This is a genomic window from Gardnerella sp. DNF01157 (assembly GCF_049244225.1).
GTDB classification, from domain to species: Bacteria; Actinomycetota; Actinomycetes; order Actinomycetales; family Bifidobacteriaceae; genus Bifidobacterium; species Bifidobacterium leopoldii.
The window spans coordinates 1,409,483-1,431,107 of record NZ_CP058388.1 but is presented as its reverse complement, the minus strand read 5'-3'; the positions used below and the strand labels follow the sequence as shown (position 1 = coordinate 1,431,107).

Annotated in this window: 23 protein-coding genes; 22 read left to right on the top strand and 1 reads right to left on the bottom strand. The window is 40.4% G+C overall.

Annotation, left to right across the window (positions count from 1 at the left end):
- The first annotated feature begins 81 nt into the window (after positions 1–81).
- Positions 82–2,052 (top strand): transcription termination factor Rho, encoded by a 1,971-nt coding sequence (rho, locus tag HXT38_RS05630; protein ID WP_004574201.1) that lies wholly within the window; start codon positions 82–84, stop codon positions 2,050–2,052.
- 96 nt (positions 2,053–2,148) lie between these two features.
- Here the strand turns inward: rho and HXT38_RS05625 are convergent, their stop codons facing one another.
- On the bottom strand, positions 2,149–3,354 hold the full coding sequence (locus HXT38_RS05625; RefSeq protein ID WP_064340313.1) for a pyridoxal phosphate-dependent aminotransferase: 1,206 nt from the start codon (positions 3,352–3,354) through the stop codon (positions 2,149–2,151).
- Between the two features lie 282 nt (positions 3,355–3,636).
- Between HXT38_RS05625 and HXT38_RS05620 the strand changes: the two genes are divergently transcribed.
- The 21 genes from HXT38_RS05620 to HXT38_RS05520 all read left to right on the top strand — a co-directional run bounded on the left by HXT38_RS05620 (position 3,637) and on the right by HXT38_RS05520 (position 21,622).
- Entirely contained in the window at positions 3,637–4,098 is a 462-nt protein-coding gene (locus tag HXT38_RS05620; RefSeq protein WP_004105907.1) for an Lrp/AsnC family transcriptional regulator, read from the top strand.
- 5 nt (positions 4,099–4,103) lie between these two features.
- Positions 4,104–4,445, top strand: a complete 342-nt coding sequence (locus HXT38_RS05615) for a chorismate mutase (RefSeq protein ID WP_421791792.1) — start codon at positions 4,104–4,106, stop codon at positions 4,443–4,445.
- A 147-nt stretch (positions 4,446–4,592) separates the two neighbouring features.
- Positions 4,593–5,648: a class II fructose-bisphosphate aldolase gene (gene fbaA / locus HXT38_RS05610; protein ID WP_004105911.1), complete on the top strand. Its 1,056-nt coding sequence runs from the start codon at positions 4,593–4,595 to the stop codon at positions 5,646–5,648.
- A 116-nt stretch (positions 5,649–5,764) separates the two neighbouring features.
- Positions 5,765–7,066, top strand: a complete 1,302-nt coding sequence (locus HXT38_RS05605; RefSeq protein ID WP_012913739.1) for an adenylosuccinate synthase — start codon at positions 5,765–5,767, stop codon at positions 7,064–7,066.
- 179 nt (positions 7,067–7,245) lie between these two features.
- Entirely contained in the window at positions 7,246–7,665 is a 420-nt protein-coding gene (locus HXT38_RS05600; RefSeq protein ID WP_012913740.1) for a fluoride efflux transporter FluC, read from the top strand.
- Positions 7,665–8,075, top strand: coding sequence for a fluoride efflux transporter FluC (locus HXT38_RS05595; protein ID WP_004574195.1), 411 nt, complete (start codon positions 7,665–7,667; stop codon positions 8,073–8,075). Before HXT38_RS05600 ends, HXT38_RS05595 begins: the two co-directional genes overlap by 1 nt.
- 39 nt (positions 8,076–8,114) lie before the next feature.
- Entirely contained in the window at positions 8,115–9,482 is a 1,368-nt protein-coding gene (locus HXT38_RS05590; protein WP_012913741.1) for a ClC family H(+)/Cl(-) exchange transporter, read from the top strand.
- Positions 9,483–9,605: 123 nt separating this feature from the next.
- Positions 9,606–10,781, top strand: coding sequence for an ATPase (locus tag HXT38_RS05585; protein WP_012913742.1), 1,176 nt, complete (start codon positions 9,606–9,608; stop codon positions 10,779–10,781).
- On the top strand, positions 10,768–11,844 hold the full coding sequence (locus tag HXT38_RS05580) for a CpaF family protein (protein ID WP_012913743.1): 1,077 nt from the start codon (positions 10,768–10,770) through the stop codon (positions 11,842–11,844). The genes HXT38_RS05585 and HXT38_RS05580 overlap by 14 nt, the downstream gene beginning before the upstream one ends.
- Positions 11,845–11,873: 29 nt before the next feature.
- The gene (locus HXT38_RS05575) at positions 11,874–12,449 is read left to right on the top strand and encodes a type II secretion system F family protein (protein WP_421791789.1); all 576 of its coding nucleotides are present in this window, start codon (positions 11,874–11,876) and stop codon (positions 12,447–12,449) included.
- Positions 12,450–12,452: 3 nt separating this feature from the next.
- Positions 12,453–13,100: a type II secretion system F family protein gene (locus HXT38_RS05570; RefSeq protein ID WP_064340586.1), complete on the top strand. Its 648-nt coding sequence runs from the start codon at positions 12,453–12,455 to the stop codon at positions 13,098–13,100.
- Between the two features lie 138 nt (positions 13,101–13,238).
- A complete protein-coding gene (locus tag HXT38_RS05565; protein ID WP_004574189.1) occupies positions 13,239–13,514 on the top strand; it encodes a DUF4244 domain-containing protein in 276 nt (91 codons plus the stop codon).
- A 29-nt stretch (positions 13,515–13,543) separates the two neighbouring features.
- Positions 13,544–13,924, top strand: a complete 381-nt coding sequence (locus tag HXT38_RS05560; RefSeq protein WP_032835337.1) for a TadE/TadG family type IV pilus assembly protein — start codon at positions 13,544–13,546, stop codon at positions 13,922–13,924.
- The gene (locus HXT38_RS05555; RefSeq protein WP_004574187.1) at positions 13,921–14,325 is read left to right on the top strand and encodes an Rv3654c family TadE-like protein; all 405 of its coding nucleotides are present in this window, start codon (positions 13,921–13,923) and stop codon (positions 14,323–14,325) included. Before HXT38_RS05560 ends, HXT38_RS05555 begins: the two co-directional genes overlap by 4 nt.
- A gap of 105 nt (positions 14,326–14,430) precedes the next feature.
- Positions 14,431–16,836, top strand: a complete 2,406-nt coding sequence (locus HXT38_RS05550) for a DNA polymerase III subunit gamma and tau (RefSeq protein ID WP_004574186.1) — start codon at positions 14,431–14,433, stop codon at positions 16,834–16,836.
- 6 nt (positions 16,837–16,842) lie between these two features.
- Complete coding sequence (recR, locus tag HXT38_RS05545; protein ID WP_004105782.1) at positions 16,843–17,451, top strand: recombination mediator RecR; 609 nt, start codon at positions 16,843–16,845, stop codon at positions 17,449–17,451.
- A gap of 129 nt (positions 17,452–17,580) precedes the next feature.
- The gene (locus HXT38_RS05540; RefSeq protein WP_112928851.1) at positions 17,581–18,345 is read left to right on the top strand and encodes an aspartate kinase; all 765 of its coding nucleotides are present in this window, start codon (positions 17,581–17,583) and stop codon (positions 18,343–18,345) included.
- A 63-nt stretch (positions 18,346–18,408) separates the two neighbouring features.
- Complete coding sequence (locus HXT38_RS05535; RefSeq protein ID WP_004105778.1) at positions 18,409–18,978, top strand: ACT domain-containing protein; 570 nt, start codon at positions 18,409–18,411, stop codon at positions 18,976–18,978.
- A gap of 92 nt (positions 18,979–19,070) precedes the next feature.
- Positions 19,071–20,138, top strand: coding sequence for an aspartate-semialdehyde dehydrogenase (locus HXT38_RS05530; protein ID WP_101885840.1), 1,068 nt, complete (start codon positions 19,071–19,073; stop codon positions 20,136–20,138).
- A gap of 52 nt (positions 20,139–20,190) precedes the next feature.
- Positions 20,191–20,811 (top strand): DUF5701 family protein, encoded by a 621-nt coding sequence (locus HXT38_RS05525; RefSeq protein WP_004105772.1) that lies wholly within the window; start codon positions 20,191–20,193, stop codon positions 20,809–20,811.
- Positions 20,812–20,920: 109 nt separating this feature from the next.
- Entirely contained in the window at positions 20,921–21,622 is a 702-nt protein-coding gene (locus tag HXT38_RS05520; RefSeq protein WP_004105770.1) for an ABC transporter ATP-binding protein, read from the top strand.
- The last annotated feature ends 3 nt before the right edge of the window (positions 21,623–21,625 follow it).

Here is a 21,625-nt window from a genome sequence, read left to right as displayed (position 1 = left end):
TTCGTGACGGATTTTTCCGTAATCTTCCATGTAAAGACTTGCCGGGGCTCTATTCCGTGTGAGTTAAGGAAAGGTAAAATTGTGGCAACAGGCCAGAATCTTGAAAAAATGAAGCTTTCAGAATTGAAAGATCTTGCAAAACAGATGGGTTTGCGCGGAACATCTACAATGCGTAAGCCTGAGTTGGTGGCTACACTGACGGCTGCTCGTAATGGGGGAGAAGCGCCTGCAGGTGTAAGTGTTCGTGTTCCTCGTGATGTTGTAAATCCTAATAAAACTGCAGATACTAGTACAGATATAGAAGATGCTGGATCATCGAAAGACAATAGTGATTTAGAAGCATTAGAAGTTTTGGTTCCCAATGCTACTTCAGATCGTCGCTATAGAGACGAAGAAGATTTTGGGAATAAAAATTATCGACGCGATGCGAATCGTAATAATACATTCCAGCGTCGTCGTTCCTCAGAAGATCGTAATGATAATCGCGATCGTAGAGAAGATGGTATGGACTCGCATGAGTTGGATCAAATTTTGGCAACATTGCCTGGTGAAGATTCTCATGCAGAGGGTGAACCGCGTCGTCAGCGTGTAGCTTCTCGTGACTTTGATAGAGAAGAACAACAAAATCGTGCTGATCGTTTCCAGCGTCGTATGCGCGGTCGTGCACGTGATTACGATGAGTCTCGTTCAGATTATTCAGATCGGCAGAATCGTTCAGAACGCATGGATCGAGTAGAACGTGAAGATCGTGATGAACGTCGTGCTGAGCGTGGAGAACGTCAAGATCGTAACGATCGCAATGTTCGTCTTGATCGCGATGCACGTGATGCGCGCGATGCTCGCGAAGAGCATGATTTACGCGAGCCTCGTCGTGAAGAGCCTCAGGAAGAGCTCGTGCCAGTAGCTGGAATTGTTGATGTCTTAGAATCTTACGCATTCGTGCGCACTTCTGGTTATTTGCCTGGTCCTAACGATGTTTATGTTTCAATGAGCCAAATTAAAAAATATGGCTTACGTAAGGGTGATGCAGTTCAAGGCTCCATTCGTGCTCCTCGCGAAGGCGATCGTCGAAATCAGCGTCAAAAGTTTGTTCCTTTGCAAACAATCGATAGCATTAATGGAATGAGCGTTGAAGAAGCTCAGTCCCGCCCGCAATTTGCTAAGTTGACGCCGTTATATCCGCAGGAGCGTTTGAAGCAAGAAACTACTCCGAATCGCATGTTGGGACGTGTTATTGATTTAGTTGCCCCAATTGGTAAAGGTCAGCGCGGTTTGATTGTGTCGCCACCAAAGGCTGGTAAAACCATTACTCTTCAGAATATTGCAAATGCAATTACTACAAATAATCCTGAAGTGCATCTTATGGTTGTGCTTGTAGATGAGCGTCCAGAAGAAGTTACCGACATGGAACGTACTGTGCAAGGCGAAGTGATTTCTTCTACATTCGATCGTCCTGCAACAGATCACACTACTGTTGCTGAGCTTGCTATTGAGCGCGCTAAGCGTTTGGTTGAGCTTGGCCAGGATGTTGTGGTTTTGCTTGATTCTATGACTCGTTTGGCTAGAGCCTACAATATTGCAGCTCCTGCTTCTGGTCGTATTCTTTCCGGTGGTGTTGATGCTCAGGCGTTGTACCCACCAAAGAAGTTCTTCGGTGCTGCTCGAAATATTGAAGACGGCGGCTCTTTGACGATTATTTCTTCTGCATTGGTTGAAACTGGCTCTAAGATGGATGAAGTAATCTTCGAAGAGTTTAAGGGCACTGGAAATATGGAATTGCGCTTGAGTAGAGATTTGGCTGATAAGCGTCTCTTCCCAGCGGTAGATATTAATGCTTCTGGAACTCGTCGCGAGGAGTTAATTACTCCAGCTGCAGATTTGCCAGTTATTTATCGTTTGCGCCGTCTCTTTGGTGGTCTTGAGGCAGAGCAAGCGTATCAGACTTTGATTCCTCGATTGAAGAAAACTGCTTCAAACCGTGATTTCTTAGCTGCTATAACTCAACAAACTGGCACTGCTACGAATAATTCTTCTTCTACGACTATTGCGTAGTTCTTATTTCGTAAGGAATTAAAATTATTGCCCTTTGGATTATCTACCAAGGGGCAATAATTTTATTTATATTTATATTTATTAATAACTAATATTTTATGCAGCATGTAAAGCTTGTTGCGCAAGTGCAAATTTGCTTATGCGCGCTACGCCTTCTTTAAGTTCTTCTGCTCTTCCAGCGTAAGATAGTCGCACGAATCCGCTTCCTTCTGCGCCAAAGGCTTCTCCTGGTACAACAGCAACTTTTTCTTCATCTAAAAGTTTTTTGCTAAATTCTTCTGAACTTAAACCAGTTGGTCGAACGTCAACAAAAACGTAGAATGCACCTTGAGGCTCTATAAGACGCAATGCATTGCAATTTGCCAATCCGTCTATAACAAGCTGACGTTTTGCGCGATATTCTTCTCTCATTTCACGCACGTGATCTTGTGGACCTGTTAATGCAGCCACGCCGCCATATTGTGCGGTAGAATTTACAGAAGAATGCATCATTTCTGCAATTTTGCTGGTTTGCTCAATAACTTGACTTGGTGCAAGAATATATCCAATTCTCCAGCCTGTCATGGCGTAAGTTTTCGATAAACTTTCTACAATAATGGTTCGTTCGTGCATTCCTTCAGCTGCTGCAATAGATGGTGCTACAGCATTTCCGCAAGGTTCAGTTTCTGGATTGCTTGCGAATACGAATGGATGGTAGACTTCGTCAGAAATTACCCAAAGATCAAATTCTTGGCATAATTTTGCAATTTTTTCGAGTTCTTCTGCGGTTGTTACTGCACCGGTTGGGTTGCATGGAGAATTGATAATGATGGCTTTAGTGCGTGGTGATATAGCTTTGCGTATTTCTTCTGCATTAATATGCATTCCATGTTCTGGCTTAAGGGCTACAGTTACTGGAATTCCTTCGCACATTAGCACTTCTGCATCGTATGATGTGAAGTATGGAGATGGAATAATAACCTCATCTCCCGGATCTATTACTGATTTAATAGCTAAATATAATCCAATAGTAGCGCCGTCAACGGCTTGAATTTCTGTGTCTGCGTTGTAGTTTAAACCTTTTACTCTATTCGTATAATTTGCAGCTGCCTCGCGGAATTCTGGTATGCCTAAAACGTCTGTGTATTTTGTTTTTCCCTCTCGTAATGAGTTGCACGCGGCTTCAACAATGTGTGAGGAAGCAGTTTCGCCTGGTTCTCCTAGGCATAGTGAAATAGCGTCTGGTATTTGTTCTACACGGTCAAATACATCTCTAATACCTGAACGAGGTATTGAAATTGCATGTTTCGCTACTTTTGCCATGCTGTGCTCCTTTTTGATTGTTGGTTTTGATTTTATAAGAATAATCTTTAAAGGTTATAGGTTTCGTTTATACGCTTATTATGCGAATTGTACAACACTATTACGGCTGATGTTAAAAGAAAAAATTATTTTTAACGTAATAATTTGTATTTTTTATTATTTTTTGAATAAATTTGTTCTTTTTCTGTAAAAAATACTGTACCATAAAAGAGACTGCAATGTGGCGCTACATAGATTCGTTTTAGATTCTCAATTCAGCGTCGACTGGAGAATGGAGGACGTATGGCTGGAAATCCTCATAAAGCTGAAACTAGTATAGCTATGGATTCAACTGATGCAATCATTGTTGATATTCTCGAGCATGATGGCCGAGCGACGTTAACTCGTTTGGCTAAGGCTTCGGGTTTGTCTGTTTCTGCGGTTCAATCTCGAGTGCAAAAGCTTGAGCGTAAAGGTGTTATTACCGGTTATCGCGCGTTAATTGACTATGAGCGTCGTGGTTTACCTGTAAGTGCATTTGTGTCTGTTACGCCACTTGATTTTGGGCAGGAAGCTACAATACCTAACAAATTGCGTGATATTTCTGGTATTGAAGCTTGCTATTCGATTACTGGTAGTCCAAGTTTTATGCTGGTAGTGCGTGTTGCTACGCCAAGCAAATTGGAAGAACTTATTAATACCATTCATCGCATAGTCCCTGTCAGTACAGAAACAACTATGGTTCTGCAAACATATTTCGATTAAATAATATGTGTGATTTTTCTGAAACAACGGTTGACGCGCGCGATACATCTCTTACGACATGTTGCAAAGTTGCTGCCGAAGAGATTATCGTGTTGCGTCAATCTGTTGATAATTTTGATAATGCAATAGTTGCGCTGCTTGCTGAGCGGTTTAAAACTACGAAACGAATTGGTGAGTTGAAGGCTGAAGCTGGATTTGCTCCTGAGGATTCTAGAAGAGAGCGGCAGCAAATAGAAAGTTTGCTAAATATTGCGGAAAATGCCGGATTAGATTCTTCGATTGCGTTGAAATATCACGAGTTTGTTGTTACTGAGGCTAAAAAACGTCATCAGCAAATGCAGTTTTGAGATTAGATGTTTCTGTTATTTTAATTGAGCTGAACTATAGAATCACAATCAGTTTGTAGATTTTGAAGATAGATTTTCGCATACCAGTATGTAATGTTTTTGTGCATATGCATAGCTATCTGAGTAATAAAGGCGGATAATACAAGTATGACTATTGCAACTGTTGAACGTTATGCGCATATGCTTGATGCTGCAAGTCGAGGTGGCTACGCATACCCTGCTATCAATGTTACTAGTACGCAAACTCTTAATGCAGCTTTGCAGGGGTTCGCTCAAGCTGAATCTGATGGCATTATTCAAGTTTCTGTCGGTGGTTCTGCTTATTTTTCAGGTCAATCTCTCAATAATCGTGTTGTTGGTTCAATAGCATTTGCAAAGTTTGCGCACGAAGTGGCAGCTCAATACCCTAATATTACTATTGCGCTTCATACAGATCATTGTGCTGAGCAATATTTAGATGGTTGGATTAAACCACTAATTTCTTATGAAACAGAACAAGTCAAAAAAGGCGAAGAACCGTTATTCCAGTCGCATATGTGGGATGGTTCAACAGTGCCTTTGCAACATAATCTAGACGTTGCAGAACAGTTGCTTGACGCTTCGCAAAAATCTCGCACAATTCTTGAAATTGAGATTGGTGCTGTTGGTGGAGAAGAAGACGGGCATCGTGCTGATATTGACGAGAGATTGTATTCTACGTCTGAAGATGCTTTGCGTGTTGTAGATAAGCTTGGCTTGGGTGAACGTGGCAGGTATATGGCAGCGTTTACTTTTGGCAACGTTCATGGAGCCTATAAGCCTGGCGTTGTAAAACTGCATCCTAAATTATTGCAAGAAATCCAAAAAACTGTATATCAGAACTATCAAAATATTTGTGATACTCGCACCTTTGGCGCTTCTAAAAAGCCGTTCCTGCTGGTATTTCATGGCGGATCTGGTTCTACTGCTCAAGAAATTGCTGAAGCTGTGCGCTACGGCGTAATTAAAATGAATATAGATACTGACACTCAATATGCTTTTACTCGTGCAATTGCTGGTCACATGTTCAGTAATTATGACTCTGTTCTTAAAATAGACGGAGAAGTTGGCGAAAAGAAGTTGTATGATCCTCGATCTTGGGGTCGTGAAGCCGAAAAAGCCATGGCTCAGCGTGTAGTAGAAGCTTGTGTGCAGTTAGGTTCTGCTGGTAAAGCACTGAAATAGTAAATTTTTTAATTTTATATATTTCTTTTTCTTATTCGGTAGTGGCATAGAGATAGTCTTAACAGGTAAGAATTGTGCTTATTTGAGCAGCGTTAGCTCAAAAATGGAGGTGCGGCATGCCTGGTATTGTGCTTATTGGAGCTCAATGGGGTGACGAAGGTAAAGGCAAAGCAACAGATTTAATTGGTTCAAAGGTTGATATTGTCGCACGTTTTAATGGCGGTAATAATGCCGGACACACTGTTGTTGTTGGCGATAAATCTTATGCATTACATTTACTTCCAAGCGGAATTATCAGCCCTAATGTTACGCCTGTAATTGGTAATGGTGTTGTTGTTGACCCAGAGGTATTGCTTGAAGAAATTGACGCTTTGGAATCTCGCGGTGTAGATTGCTCGCGCTTGCTTGTGAGCGAAGCCGCGCATGTTATTACTCCGTATCATCGAGTTATTGATAAAGTAACTGAGCGTTTCCTTGGTAAACACAAGATCGGCACGACTGGTCGTGGTATTGGACCTACTTACGCGGATAAAATTAATCGTGTTGGTATTCGAGTGCATGATTTATTTAATGCTGATCACTTGCGCGACAAAGTTGAAGCAAGTTTGCATCAAAAGAATCAAATGCTTGTAAAACTTTATAATCAACATCCTATTGATATTGATGCAGTTACCGCTCAACTTGTGGAGCTTGGCAAACGCTTGAAGAAATATGTTGCTGATACTTCATTAGTATTGAATGAAGCAATGGATGAAGGCAAAACTGTGCTGTTTGAAGGTGGACAAGCCACAATGCTTGACGTCGATCATGGCACTTATCCGTTTGTAACTTCTTCAAACCCTACTGCTGGTGGCGCTTGCACGGGTACTGGTGTTGGTCCTACTCGTATTACGCGCGTAATTGGAGTAGCGAAAGCGTATATTACTCGTGTTGGTGAAGGTCCATTCCCAACTGAACTTTTGGATGAGCAGGGTGACTGGTTGCGTGAGCAAGGCCATGAATATGGTGTTACAACTGGTCGTCCTCGTCGTTGTGGATGGTTTGATTCTGTAGTAAGCCGTTATGCAACTCGCGTAAATGGTTTGACGGATATTGTTCTTACTAAGCTTGACGTTTTGACTGGTTTGAAGGAAATCCCAGTTTGCGTGGCTTATGATGTGGCTTTGTCTGATGGAACAGTTCAGCGTATGGAAGAAATGCCTGTAGATCAATCACTATTTGCTTCTGCGAAACCAGTATACGAGATGCTTCCAGGCTGGAATGAGGATATTTCTCAAATCCATAAGTTTGAAGATTTGCCTCAAAATACGCAAAGTTATGTAAAGCGTTTGGAAGAGCTTTCTCATTGCCGTATTTCTGCTATTGGAACTGGTCCGCAGCGTGATCATATCATTAGTGTTCACTCACTAACTGACTGAAATTGTTTATTATTTTATGATCAACTTAGCAAAACGGCACTTCTCGATTGGGAGTGTCGTTTTGGTTTATGACGATAATTTCAAAAAGAGTGAAAATGAGTAAAATAAGCGGGAAAAATAAAAAAAATAATTGTCGATTATACTTTTTAGTTTTTATTGGTGGTACATGTGGAGCTTTCGTGCGCGCAGTAATTTCTTCTTATGCGCACACGATTCACCAAGTAGACGGACAATCATTTATATTTGGCCAGCTTACTTTAGGGACTTTTTTGTCAAATATGATTGCATGCTTTATTTTTGCTCTTGTTACTGCAATATCTGTTAAAGCTTTAACGCAAGAAAAGCAAACTTTGTATAAATATGCGCTAGGAACAGGCTTTTGTGGCGGATTGTCGACTATGTCTACTTTCGCGTTTGAAAGTGCAATGTCTTTTATGGCTCCACGCATGACGCTTGTTGTTTTGGGCATGCTTTTTTCGCTGCTTTTTGGCGTTTTTATGGCTTTTGTTGGTAATTGGGTTGGAGCAGGAATTGCGAATTGCATGAATAAAAAGCAAAGTCGATCTGTTGCAGAAGCTAATACTAAGGTGATGAAGTGATGAATTCTTTATACGTTTTTATTATGTTTATTTTGCCTTGCTTTTTTGGCGGTTTAGGTGCTGTTTTAAGATGCGCAATGACTAAAAAAATTTCAGCTGCTCATAAAAGCGAAGTTCCAGTTGCAACGCTATTTATCAATTGCGTTGCTTCATTTGCTATAGGTGTTGTGTCTAATGTTTTCATGGTTGCAGCTGCAATATGTGGAGTACGTTTTGCTTATTTGATGATTTTGGGATTTTTGGGTGGATTTTCCACGTTTTCTACTGCAATTTTTGAAGGTGTGGATCTTATTCAAAGAAAGCGCATAAAAGATGGAGTGTTCTTGCTTTTTGCAGAACTTATTGTTCCATTCTTTGCTGCTTCTGTTGGGTATATTGTTTCGCAAATATTGTTACTGCACGTAATTTAGTATTTAGAAGTTAAGTGTTGTGCGCAGAATCGAGTTGTAGTGAAGTTTAAGAATGCATTGAGCTTTTTAAGCAATAAGTTAAAGCAAATATCAAAAACTTTTTGCCAGCTTCGTTGGAAAGTAATATTAGCTGGGATATTTGTCGGCGCTGTTTCTGGTTCATTAGTAGCTTCTTACAGGCTTGGTATTGAATACGGTACGGATTTTGCGCGTTGGATGTATTTACAAATCCGGCATAACGCATGGTGGATTTTGCCATGTTTAATTTTTGCTGTAATTGCAGGTCTAATTATTGGCTGGATGAGTCGTAAAGAAAGTATGGCTTCTGGAAGTGGTATTCCTCAAGTCGTGGGGTATGTTAATCGCGGTTTGAATATGCGATGGCACACGATTCTGCCAGTGCGTTTTGTTGGCGGTTTACTTGGTTCTTTATTTGGATTGTCTCTTGGACGTGAAGGTCCATCTATTCAAATAGGTGCATGTGGTGCTCAGATGTTGTCTCGAATTTTCCGTAAAGGTAGGCGTGACGATATTAAAGAGCATTATGTGGTAACTGCTGGAGCTGCAGCCGGCTTATCTGCTGCGTTTTCTGCGCCACTTTCTGGAGTTATGTTTGCTATGGAGGAGATTCAGCACGGCTTAACTTCAATTGTTCTTATAGGAGCTGCTGCAGCTGCTTTATGTGCTGATTTTGTTTCGCAAACTTGTTTCGGATTGCGTCCAGTTCTTGATTTTGGTCAGATTCCAGATTTGCCGATGAACTTGCATATTTGGATTATTCCTCTTGGTATTTTTGCAGGTTTTGTAGGCTCGATAATGAATCGTTCGTTACTTGGTTTGCAAACATTATACGGATATTTGCCAAAGTGGATGCCTGTTGCTATTGCTTGCTTAATTGCAATACCAGTTGGCTTGTTCCTGCCTGAAGTTCTTGGTGGCGGATCTAATTTAGTGCGACTTTCTGAATATGGAAAAGCAAGTCTTGCAATGCTTTGTTTGCTATTTGTGGCAAAAATGTTGTTTACTTCTACAAGTTTTGGCTGTGGTGCTCCTGGCGGTATTTTTATGCCTATTCTTGCAGTAGGTGCGCTCGCAGGTGGTGTTGCTGCGCGCTGGATTACTAGCGTTTCAGCATTTGGCATTGATACAAAATTTGTATCTGTGTTTGCAGTTTGCGTTATGGCTGGTACGTTGTCTGCATCTGTAAAAGCTCCACTCACTTCGATTTTGCTTACTGTTGAAATGTCTGGAACTATGATTCATACGCTCCCAGTTGCAGCTTCTGCATTTATCGCATTGCTTATTTCAGATATTCTAAAAACTAAGCCAATTTATGGTGAGTTACTTGAACGCTATATGAAAGTTAATAAAGATTTAGTATTGCCATCTGTAAATTCTGTAAAATAGATGTTTTTATAGATAATTTTTGTGCAATATTTGCTTATTCTTAATATTTCCTGAGCTTTTAACCACATTGCATGAATATTGTTGAAAACTCATTGCTATATGCGTTTCAATAGGCGCATGAGTATGAATATGAGTGTAAACAATAAATCAATTGGCGTTAAGCAGATTGATAAGAATTATAACAATGGCGAAGCTGTAGGCGCATTTAGAGATGTTAAACGTTATGTTTATCCTCCTCAAGTTGCAGATAAATCTATATACGAATCTGTGTCTAATGGTATAAAAATTGCGCCATGTATAGCTGACGATCATACTGTGATGACTCTTTTTCCTAAGAGTTCTCAAGATGTGGAGAGTTTTCAAAATACTGAACGCTCGCAAGATATTTCTATTAAGCATAAATCTCGTATGTTTAATAATGCTGAAGAAGATAATCTTATTGCGCGTGATTCTTTAGATCCATTGCCTAAAAATATTTTGGTTGGAATGTCTGCTGCAGATGGCATTGGGCTAAGCACTTCTCTATCTATTCTTTCTCGCTATATAAGTGAACAAGGCCATAGTGTTGCTCTTGTAGATGCTGATTTGACTCATGGCGGTTTAGACGTTCTGCTTGGTTTGGAATCAGATGAAGGTCGCAGGTTGCAAGAAGTTGATGCTCCCTTAGGTAGATGCGATGGCTATGTGTTGCGCAATGAGCTATTGCATTGGGATAATGTGGGTGTTTTAGCATTTTCTCCATGGCATGGTAAATATCCTGAACCTTGGGTTTTAGAAGCTGCTATTAGAGGTTTAGCTGATGCTGTTGATGTAGTTATTGTAGATATAGGTTCTGGCGAGACTGCTATGAAGTCTTACCGTAATATTCCGCAATTTATTGACAGTGCGACTCTTGCTGCGGTTGAGCTATCTGTGCTTGATTTAGCAAGGTTTAGAGCGTTGCTGCAAAAATTAGATACTTTGTGTGATTCTGGCGTAAAGTTCAACAAATTTGCTGTTGTTGGATTGTCTCCTCGCGGTTTAACGCAAAAATCTTATGTTTTAAGTATCGATGAAGCTTCTGAATATTTATCAACTACATTTCTTGGTTCATTGCAACATGATGCTCGCATGCACACCGACATTATAGGGGGCTACGGTATTCGAAATGTGCCATCTTCAATGAAGGAAACCATGCAATGCATAAATAATTGGCTTATTGGAGATGTTATATCAAATACAAAAAATGCTGTAACTAAATATCGTCGTTCGCAATATCGTCGTTCGAAATATTCAAGAGGTAAATATGATCGTAAATAATATTCGTGATATCGATTTTGGAATTCTGCAGGAATTTGCCAATGACGTAAGAGTCACAGACATGGTTGTAAGCGAGTCTGGTCGTGTGTGGGTAGATTGTGGGCAAGGTCTTAAGGAACGCGCAACTCGAGTTCCGCTTAACAACCCTGCTTTGTTAAGAGAATATGCTGTATGGCTTTGTGCACAATTAGGCAAAAGACTGGATGATGCGTGTCCTATTGCTGATGCTTCAAGTACTTCTGGCATTCGCATACATGCTGTTTTAGCGCCACTTGTATCTCAAGGAGCAGCATTGTCAATTCGTTTTCCTTCAATTAATCGTTATGATCTTGTTTCTTTGAGTGATCAAGGCATGTTTCCAAAAGAATTGTCTTGTATTCTAAGCGTTCTAGTTAAAAAGCGAGCAAATATAATGATCACTGGAAGTACTGGATCTGGGAAAACCACACTTATGAAGGCTTTGTTGGCTGCTGCTGATTGCGAAGATCGTATTGTATCTGTTGAAGAAATTAGAGAGCTTGGCGAGTTGACGCAAAATCATGTTTCGTTAAGTGCGCGAGAAGCTAATGTAGAAGGTGTAGGAGAAATTGGCTTATCTCAATTAGTAAAAGCAACATTAAGAATGCGTCCGGATCGCATTATTCTTGGTGAATGTCGTGGGGAAGAAATTGCTGATTTGTTGAGAGTGTTTACTTCCGGGCATAAGGGTGGAATGACAACTCTTCATGCAGATGAAATAGAAAAAGTTCCCGCTCGTCTTATGGCATTAGGGTTATTGGCTGGGTTGGAGCCTGCAGCTTTATGTGCTTTAGCTGCTGGAGCATTCGATGTTGTTATTCATGTAGAGAGATCCTCTAACGGGCGTCGAATGATCAAAGAACTCGGTATTTTGCAATACGCTTCTAGCGCTTCGTTGCTGTGCGGCGTTCCAGTTTTGCAATTATCTTGTGGAATTGACGGCAGTATTGTCATGAAATTTTTGCCTGCATGGGTTAAGTTTTCAAATTATTGGAATCTTCCCGAAAATATGGCAAGCGTATGTGTTGACAGTTCAAATAATTAGTAGTCGATTGTGTTGCTTGGAGCGTAAAAATGGATATTGAAGAAGTTCTTGCTGGAATGATTGCTGCATTACGTTCTGGTTCTACTTTTGCAATGATTGTTCACAGTGACTCTAAGTCTCAACAATGTATTTGCAGTAATGCAGTTAATACAAAAATTATTTATAAATGGCTTTATGAACGTTGTTTTCCAAAGAAGCGCAATATGAATAAGACTCAACGTCGTCAGCTTGAAAAACATATGCATACTGTTTCTGAAAGTCTTATGGCTTCATATGAATTGAGTAATACTCTTGGTTGCGTTATGGCAGAATGTGTGGAAGCTACGGCAGCGTCATATCATGCTCAGAAGCGTGCAGAAGATTTACGTGCTGACGTAGCTGCAATGCCAAAAGCAACAATAAAATTACTTACTGCTCTACCTATTTTGGCTCTTTTTGCTGGTGAATTACTAGGTGGTCACCCTATTTTGATGTTAATTACAACAGTAAATGGATGGATTTTATTAACAATAGGTGGAATATGTTATGGATTGGGTTTGGCGTGGGTTAGTTCTATGTTGCAAATATCTCAGCATGCAATGGATGCTACTTCGCTGGAAGGATGATTTATGGAATCCACAAAGCAGCTTTTGTTTATCATCCCATTGTTTGTTGTAATTGTTTGGCAATGGGTGAGTTTGAAATTAGAGTGCGATTCATTAGATAATCGTATGCGCTTTAACAGTAAAATTATGCTATTTAAATACGAATGGCGTAATTCAAAAGTTTCATATGTAGATCCTCTTCTTGGTTTACATATGATTATTGTTTCACTTCGTAGTGGTGTTGCTATTACTAGGGCTCTTAGTGCTGTTGGGCAAGTGTTTCCTTGCGGTCAAGGCATGTGGCTTTGCTCTGTTTCCAATGCTTTACTTGCAGGAGATACGTGGCATGAAGCATGGTCTTCTACTTATACTAGACAAGATGATTTTGAATTAGAAAATAAATCAAAATTTACTAATCGTAAAAACTTAGATTCTTCAGAAATATTAGCTAGATGGTTAATGACATCTTTAAAAGAATCATGGTGTTATGGTTCATCTCCAGTTCCTGTATTGTCTGCACTTGCTCAACATTATGAGAGAAATATGGCCAATATTGCTAGACAAGAAAGTTCTAGGTTGTCTGTGCGATTGCTGCTTCCTGTTGGATTATGTTTTTTGCCATCTTTTATATGCATAGGAATTTTGCCAACAGTTATGTCACTTATGCGCTAGCTTTTTAAAAATAAATTTCTAGAAAAATAAATTAGCTTTTATCCACAATGCAATTTTTTTATTTTCATTCGCAAAACAAGTTGTAATAATATTTCTATCCGAAAATTTCGGATAGTTTGAAGTGAAAGGTACAAGATGATGGTTGGGATAATGCAAAAACTTGTTGCACGATGCTCTGTGTCTATGCTTCAAGTAAATGAACAATTAGTGAATATTGAGTCATGTTTGTGTCAAAAAAGAAAATTGTACGCTGACGGTCTTAAAAATAAGGATTCTGGAGCTGTAACAGCTGAATATGCAGTAGTTATTATTGCTGCCACTGGTTTTGCTGCACTGCTAGTTGCTATTTTGAAATCAGATACGGTTCGCACAACGTTGACAGATTTAGTTAAAAAAGCATTGAAAATCGGCTAACGGCATGCTTTAGCGGATGAAATGAGCTTATGATGCGGAAAGTTATTGTGTGCAAAAGGTTGTTGCGCAAAATTAGTGATTATGACAGAGGGACGGTAACTGCTGAATTTTCTATTGTTTTACCTTGTGCATTAATACTGTTATTTGTATTGATTGGCATAGGTAGAGCAGTTGTATGTACTATGAATTGTCATGATGCTGCTGCGCAAGTTGCGTATTATCTTGTGACTCATAAGGACGATAAAGCTGCCGCAAGTATCGTGCAGTCGGTCGCAGGTCAAGGAGCGTCGGTGAAAATAAGTCGTAGCAATAATATGGCGAATATTGTTGTTAAATGTCCTCTTATTCCTGATCCTCTTCATATTTTGCCGCCTCTAGTGGAAAGTCATGTAAGCCAGGTTTTAGTATGAGTAGGCGCAAGAATTTTGTGAAGCATTCAATAAATTTCATTCATAAGCGATGTAAGGGCATCGACTGCGGTTCTGGCACTATGCTTGGCATTATGCTAGTGATCGCAGTCTGCTCAATACTAGTGCTTTCTGCTATTTTATGTAATGTTCTCGGAGCTAAACATCAAGCTTATGCTGTTGCAACTTCTGCTGCTTTATCCGGTGCTTCTGCGTTGCAAAGGATGGAGGATAATGCGTGTGAGGTTGTTGCGCGTACTGTTGCTTCAAGCAATGCTTTTTTGAAATCTTGCAACTCTACTAGTAATGATGTAACTGTTCGTGTTTCTGTTGGGCTGAATATTCCATTTGCTTCTAACGTGGAAGTTTCTGCTAGAGCAGGACTAGAAGATTGCAATAAGTAGTAAGTAGCAAAAACGAATATAAATATCAGCAGTCGGGTGGCGGCTGCTGATAGTCTTAACTAAGATATATCGGGGAAATAGTTAGGTCGCGGTAGGTTAGGAAACATGGCACTTGCACTGTATCGTAGATATCGTCCTGACACGTTTGATGGTGTTATTGGGCAGGATCAGGTTACCATACCTTTGTCTAGAGCATTAGACCAAGGGAAAATAACGCATGCATATTTATTTTCTGGACCACGTGGATGCGGTAAAACAAGTTCTGCGCGAATTTTAGCTCGCTGCATTAATTGCGAAAAAGGACCAACTTCGCACCCATGCGGAGAGTGCCAAAGCTGTAAAGATTTAGCTACTGGCGGTGCAGGTTCTATCGACGTTGTAGAGATTGATGCTGCAAGCCATAACGGTGTCGATGATGCTAGAGAGTTGCGTGAGCGTGCTGGTTTCGCTCCTGCTCGTGACCGTTATAAGATTTTCATTCTCGACGAAGCTCATATGGTTACACAGCAAGGTTTTAATGCTTTGCTTAAGATTGTAGAAGAGCCGCCTGAGCATGTAATGTTTATTTTTGCTACCACTGAGCCGGATAAAGTTATTGGCACTATTCGCTCGCGTACACACCATTATCCTTTCAGACTTGTGCCTCCAGAGGTAATGTCTCCATATCTTGAAGATATTTGCAAAAAGGAAGGTATTCTGCCGCAGCCGGGAGTTCTTCGCCTTGTTATGCGCGCTGGTGCGGGATCAATGCGAGATACGTTATCTGTGCTCGATCAGCTTATGGTGGGTGCTGTTGATGGTTCAATTTCTTTGGATTCTGCGGTTGCTTTATTAGGTTTTACGCCTAATTCATTGATTAGCGAATTCATTGACGATCTTATTAATCATGATGGTGCTTCGATATACGATGTAGTTCGTCGCGTTATTGTTGGAGGTTACGATACTCGTAAGTTTGTAGAAGATTTATTAGGTAGAGTTCGTGATTTGTTGCTTATGGTATCTGCAGGTCCTAAAGCGGCTTCAAGCTTACTTAATGATGTTTCTCCAGAAGATTTGGAAATATTGAATAAGCAATCTGCAAGCATGACATTGCATGATTTAGCACGTATGGCTCAAACAATTAATGATGCTTTAAGTGCAATGGCTAGTGCAATTTCTCCTCGCATGAATTTGGAAATTTTAGTTGCTCGTTTGCTTGCAGACAGCGAAACTTCAAATACTGTTGCAACTAATTTGCGCATCAATAACGTGCAACAACAAAATATTTCCACTTCTACGCAGAATATTCAAAATAAAGTATCTTCTGGTGCTCATTTCGTAGGTTCTACAAGCAATAAGAAATATGTTTCTGCAGATAGTGAGAATAATAGTACTTCAAATTCTTCACTACCTTCTGAAACTACAGCATCTCCTATTGCTAAAGCAGAAACGCAATCTGCTACAAACACAAAAGAAACGGAATCTAAAAAAGTGTTTTTGAACGATGCGCATAATGCTAATTCAAAGAATGATTCCATGGATACTGATGCAATGTGGGATAAAGTAGTTTCAAAATTGCCTGATGACGTACGTGAGTATGTAACTCGTGAGTATGTTCCTACAGTGCAACTTACTTCAGCACAATCAGGTCGACAGCGTCTTATTTTGACTTTTAATGAGCCTATGAGTCAACATGCGTTTGCGCTCGCAGTATGCACTACTTCTCCATATGATGGACAAAAAGTGCCAAAAGTAGTAATGAATGAAGTGCATGAGATATTTGGCACGCAAGTAATGATTGCTCCTGCACCAGTTGCTGCTAATGGTGAACAAGTAGAATCTGTTGCTCGAATGGATCCGCAGAAGCTTGCAAAAGTTAAGCGCGATATTTTATTGCGTAAAACAGGTATATCTGCTGGTTTTAGTAATAAAACTGATTCTGATAGCAGCGGAATAAATAAAAATCCTACTAAAAAAGAATCTTCGGGTTTTAGTGGCGCTGATGGCTCCGCAGCATCAGTAGCTTCTGAAAATACTGCGGATGAGTTAAGTGATGTTGCGAATGCGGATGATGATGTTTGGGCAGACATGTCGTCTATGCCTATGTCGGATGTGATTGCAATGCCAGAAAACTCTTCTTCTGAAGAGTCTTCTTCTAAAGGCTCTTCTATTGAAGATGAGCCTATGAATCATGATGACGAGATTACAATACAGAAGAGTTCGCATTCTCATAACCAAGATGAAGCTATTTCTGGTGTCTTGGATCAAGATAAACTACAGTCTCAAGTTCAGAATGCAACTAATACTTCAGAATTGTCTGCTGAATCAATTCAGACTACTGTTTCTCCTACGAATGGAGCTACTGCTGACGAATGTTCAATGGACGATGCTTCATTAGAATCAGCAACATCTGTAAGCACTGATGAGCTTAAACAAATTTTTGAAGTTAAATCTGTTGAAGAATTTGCTTCCACTGATCCTAAAAATCCTAAAAATGCGATTATGAGCGTTAAGAAAAAGCAAGAGGAGTAGTTTACAGTGCATAATTCATCGTCATATGATGGAGCAATTGGTCGCTTAATTGAAGCATTTTCAAAGCTTCCAGGGATTGGACCTAAAGGCGCTCAGCGTATTGCGTTTTACTTACTTTCTTCCTCGGATAAAGATGTTCAAGAGCTAATAGACGCAATTAATAACATGAAAGAAAGTGTGCGTTTTTGTGATGTATGCGGAAACGTATGTGAGCAGAGTCCTTGCATAGTATGCGCAGATCCTCGGCGTGATCATAGCAAAATTTGCGTAGTTGAAGAACCTAAAGACATTATGAGTATTGAGCGAACTCATGAGTATTCAGGTGTTTATCATGTTCTTGGTGGTGCAATTAACCCAATGGCAAATGTTGGACCTGGGGACTTAGCAATTACGCAATTACTTGAACGTCTTAAAGATGCAAAAGTTCAAGAAATTATTCTTGCGCTTGATCCTGATATAGAAGGTGAAGCGACTGTTACGTATTTGGCTCGATTGCTCGATCCTCTAGGAATTAAAGTTACTCGCTTGGCAAGTGGATTGCCTGTTGGTGGAGATTTAGAGTATGCGGATGAGATCACTTTAGGTCGTGCATTTTCTGGCCGTCAATCTGTGTAATTTTGAATATTGTTTTTATGTGCACAAATCATTATCAATAAATAGGGCATAGTTGGTAGTCTGATATCGAAGCCATTATTCGGCATATCCTGTGCGTTTATCAATATTGACATGAGCAAGGGGTAAAAATTGGCGCTTATCGTACAGAAATACGGTGGTTCTTCTGTAGCGGATACGGATTCCATACAACGTGTTGCCAAACGCATTCTTTCTACAAAAGCAGAAGGCAATGATGTTGCTGTTGTAGTTTCAGCGATGGGAGATACAACTGACGATTTAATTGATCAAGCAATGAGTGTAAATACTAATCCTCCTGCTCGCGAAATGGATATGCTTATGACAGCAGGCGAACGAATTTCTATGAGTTTGCTTGCAATGGCTATTCATGCTCAAGGATCTCATGCTTATTCTTTTACTGGTTCTCAAGCTGGATTTATGACAGATACTCAGTTCGGAGCTGCGCATATTCGTGCGGTTAAGCCTGATCGTGTCAGAAGAGCTCTTAGCAAAGGCAGTGTTGCAATTGTTGCCGGGTTCCAAGGAATTAACGAAGTTGGAGATGACACGACTCTCGGTAGAGGTGGTTCGGATACTTCAGCTGTAGCTCTTGCGGTTGCTTTAGGTGCTGATATATGTGAGATTTACACGGATGTAGATGGAGTATTTACTGCAGACCCACGTATTGTGCCAACTGCAAAACGTATTCCTGTAATCGATTATGATTCGATGCTTGAAATGTCATCTTGCGGTTCGCGCGTACTTGCGTTGCGTTGTGTTGAGTACGCTCAGCGTTTTGGTATGCCTCTTCATGTTAGAAGTTCATTCTCACATAGGAACGGAACGCTTATAGTTCCAAATAATATTAATCCGAACGATTTGCCTAATCTGAGTTAGAAAATACGAAACTAAATATTAATAGATAATGTCAAATAATCTTCGAGCTTAAAGGCGGTAACAATGGTAAACCACGATATTCTTTCGACTATGGGCGATTTATTTCCTGATTTAGGTCCGGAAACTCCTGTTATTTCTGGCGTTGCTCATGATCGCAGTGAGGCAATGATTACGGTTCGCGGTATTCCAGATATTCCTGGTATGGCTGCGAAAGTATTTACAACTCTTGCAAAAGCAAATGTAAATATTGACATGATTGCGCAAGCAAGTGCTTCTACTGGTACAGCAGATATTTCTATTACTGCTCCAGGAGCGTCAATGGAAGCAGTCCGTAAAGTTCTAGAAGAAGCGCATGATGAATTGAAATTTACTTCTATGGATGTCGTTCCAGTAGTAGGAAAAGTAGCTGTTGTTGGCGTTGGTATGAAAACACATTCAGGTCTAGCTGCTACCTTCTTCACTGCGCTAAGTGAACATGGTATAAATACTTTGATGATTTCTACTTCGGAAATTCGTATTGCTGCCATGGTTCCTGTTGAACAAATTGATGAAGCTGTTCGTGCTTTGCATACTGCTTACGGTTTGGACGCAAGCCAAGTTGAAGCAGTGGTGTACGGTGGAAGCGGGCGCTGAAGCAATTTAAATTATTAAATTATTAAATTAACTAAATTGTAGAATTGTAAAAACTGTAGAAATTATACGTACTTACTTTTAGGGGAGTCTCGATGACAATTATCAACGAAAAAGGCGTGAACGTGGCAGTGCTCGGCGCAACTGGCCAAGTTGGTATGGTAATGCGTCGAGTGCTTGACGAGCGCGATTTTTCAATAAAAGATTTACGTTTTATGGCTTCCGCTCATTCTGCTGGCACAGTTTTGCAATATCGTGGCAAAGACGTAGTCGTAGAAGATGTAGAAAAAGCAGATTTGCACGGAATTGACATAGCTATTTTTTCTGCAGGCGGCGGAACTTCAAAAATTTGGGCTCCGAAATTCGCTGAAGCTGGCGCAATTGTAGTAGATAATTCTTCGCAATGGCGTATGCATAACGATGTGCCTTTGGTAGTTGCGGAAGTAAACCCTGAAGATTTAGATACTATTCCAAGAGGAATAGTAGCAAATCCAAATTGCACAACTATGGCTTGCATGCCTGTATTAAAGCCGCTTGCTGATGCTTTTGGATTAAAACGTTTAATAGTTTCGTCTTATCAAGCTGTTTCTGGCGCCGGTCGAGCAGGTGCTTTGCAACTCATGAATGAGGCTCAAGCTGCATTAAACCAAGGAGCAGATAAACTCGTTTTCGACGGTAGTGCAATAGATTTCCCTGAACCTACAAAAGTTGCTCGTACTATTGCTTTTAATGTAGTGCCTTTTATTGGTTCAATAGTTGATGACGGTTCTGAAGAAACTGACGAAGAACAAAAATTGCGCAATGAAAGCCGTAAGATTTTGCATTTGCCAAATCTTGCAGCCTCATGTACTTGTGTGCGCGTAGGTGTTTTCACTGGTCACGGCATGAGTGTAAACGCTGAGTTTGAGCATGATGTAACTCCAGACATGGCTCGCGAAGTATTAAGCAAGGCTGAAGGAGTTGAGCTTAACGATATTCCTACTCCTCAGCTAGCGGCAGGAAAGTCTGCAAGTTATGTTGGTAGAATTAGGCAAGACCAAGCGATCGATGGAAATAAGGGATTGGCACTTTTCATCACTAACGATAATTTGCGAAAAGGTGCTGCACTAAATGCTGTGCAATTGGCTGAAATTATTGCTAAAAAGCGTAATTTCCTAAACTAATTATGGTTATATTGCGCTCGCGATTATGTAAGATTTTGCGTAAACTGGAATTATGTCAATAGCATCTGAAGAAATACAGCAGCAACTCGATCGTATAGTGGCACTTGGGTATCCAGATGTGGCTGATATGAGTGCCGATGCTTTTCGTAAGTTGGCAAATCCTATATTGTGTGCGCTTGAAAATAGTAGTTTAGGTGCGAATATTTTATTGGTTCCTACGCGTGAATTAGTTTCGCCTGAATCGTTGATTTCTCGTACGAGTATTAATCGCATGGCTGGATTCACCACTATGCCTCCGCGAGATATCATAAGTTTTCTTCCCAAAGACGGGTATGAGTTTCCTAAAGGCCCGTTCTATATAGTCGTCGATCCACATACTGGCTCATCGTATTTGAATCGAGAGCCTGATGTCGCTCGTAAGCTTATTGATTCTGATGAACGTTTGCCTCTTACTCTTGAGGAAGGGCTTGCTATTGCAACACAGCATCCAGATTGGCTTGAAAGCAAGAATGGATTTAATTTGCTTGGTTCGCAAAGCGCAGATGGGCGTGTGCCAAGTATATGGATGAGTCAGTGTGCTCCGCGTTTAGGTGCTGTTTGGCCAAATTCTCGTCATACTTGGCTTGGTAATGCATATTGCATGGAAAGATGTGGAGTGTCGTCGCTGAAGTAAGTTAGCGAATTTTGCGCTCATTTAGTAAAATAGTACGAAATATAACGGTAGATAATACAAATAAAGAGAAGTTGAATTTTTATAGTTTCTCATATTGTGAAGGTGCATTGTGGCATATATAACTTTTGATCATGTAGTGAAAGAATACCCATCAGGTTCTGGTGCTGTGCGAGCTTTAGATGATGCCAGTTTTACTGCACAAAGCGGTGAGCTTACAGTAATCTTAGGTGCATCTGGCGCTGGAAAAACTACAGCATTAAATATTTTGGGCGGTATGGATACTGCGACAAGCGGTCGTGTTGTTGTTGGCGATTGCGATGTTACTAAGCTAAAAGGTCGTAATTTGGTTCGCTACCGCAGAGAAGACATTGGTTTTGTTTTTCAATTTTATAATTTAGTTCCAAATTTAACTGCTCTTGAAAACGTAGAGCTAGCTTCGCAAATTTGTGCAGATCATTTTGACCCTGCTCAAACGCTTATTGATGTTGGCTTGAAAGAAAGGCTTCATAATTTCCCAGCGCAACTTTCTGGCGGTGAGCAGCAACGCGTATCTATTGCGCGCGCTCTTGCTAAAAAACCTAAACTATTGCTATGTGACGAGCCTACTGGTGCTTTGGATTATGAAACAGGTAAGGCAGTATTGCAATTATTGCAAGATATTTGCCGAACTGAAGGCATGACAGTGCTGATTATTACTCATAATGCTGCCATTGCTCCGATGGCTCACAAAGTTGTTCGTTTCCGTTCTGGAAAAGTTGTAGACGAAACTGTGCAAGAACATCCTATGGCTATAGCCGATATTGAGTGGTGATTA

Bases quoted from the DNA above. Each gene is read 5' to 3' on its own strand.
- HXT38_RS05585 (WP_012913742.1), top strand. From the start codon at position 9,606: ATGAATATGAGTGTAAACAATAAATCAATTGGCGTTAAGCAGATTGAT.
- HXT38_RS05560 (WP_032835337.1), top strand. From the start codon at position 13,544: ATGATGCGGAAAGTTATTGTGTGCAAAAGGTTGTTGCGCAAAATTAGT.
- HXT38_RS05535 (WP_004105778.1), top strand. From the start codon at position 18,409: ATGGTAAACCACGATATTCTTTCGACTATGGGCGATTTATTTCCTGAT.
- HXT38_RS05525 (WP_004105772.1), top strand. From the start codon at position 20,191: ATGTCAATAGCATCTGAAGAAATACAGCAGCAACTCGATCGTATAGTG.
- HXT38_RS05615 (WP_421791792.1), top strand. From the start codon at position 4,104: ATGTGTGATTTTTCTGAAACAACGGTTGACGCGCGCGATACATCTCTT.
- HXT38_RS05625 (WP_064340313.1), bottom strand. From the start codon at position 3,354: ATGGCAAAAGTAGCGAAACATGCAATTTCAATACCTCGTTCAGGTATT.
- HXT38_RS05555 (WP_004574187.1), top strand. From the start codon at position 13,921: ATGAGTAGGCGCAAGAATTTTGTGAAGCATTCAATAAATTTCATTCAT.
- HXT38_RS05595 (WP_004574195.1), top strand. From the start codon at position 7,665: ATGAATTCTTTATACGTTTTTATTATGTTTATTTTGCCTTGCTTTTTT.
- HXT38_RS05550 (WP_004574186.1), top strand. From the start codon at position 14,431: ATGGCACTTGCACTGTATCGTAGATATCGTCCTGACACGTTTGATGGT.
- HXT38_RS05570 (WP_064340586.1), top strand. From the start codon at position 12,453: ATGGAATCCACAAAGCAGCTTTTGTTTATCATCCCATTGTTTGTTGTA.
- fbaA (WP_004105911.1), top strand. From the start codon at position 4,593: ATGACTATTGCAACTGTTGAACGTTATGCGCATATGCTTGATGCTGCA.
- HXT38_RS05530 (WP_101885840.1), top strand. From the start codon at position 19,071: ATGACAATTATCAACGAAAAAGGCGTGAACGTGGCAGTGCTCGGCGCA.
- HXT38_RS05575 (WP_421791789.1), top strand. From the start codon at position 11,874: ATGGATATTGAAGAAGTTCTTGCTGGAATGATTGCTGCATTACGTTCT.
- HXT38_RS05580 (WP_012913743.1), top strand. From the start codon at position 10,768: ATGATCGTAAATAATATTCGTGATATCGATTTTGGAATTCTGCAGGAA.
- HXT38_RS05605 (WP_012913739.1), top strand. From the start codon at position 5,765: ATGCCTGGTATTGTGCTTATTGGAGCTCAATGGGGTGACGAAGGTAAA.
- HXT38_RS05565 (WP_004574189.1), top strand. From the start codon at position 13,239: ATGGTTGGGATAATGCAAAAACTTGTTGCACGATGCTCTGTGTCTATG.
- HXT38_RS05620 (WP_004105907.1), top strand. From the start codon at position 3,637: ATGGCTGGAAATCCTCATAAAGCTGAAACTAGTATAGCTATGGATTCA.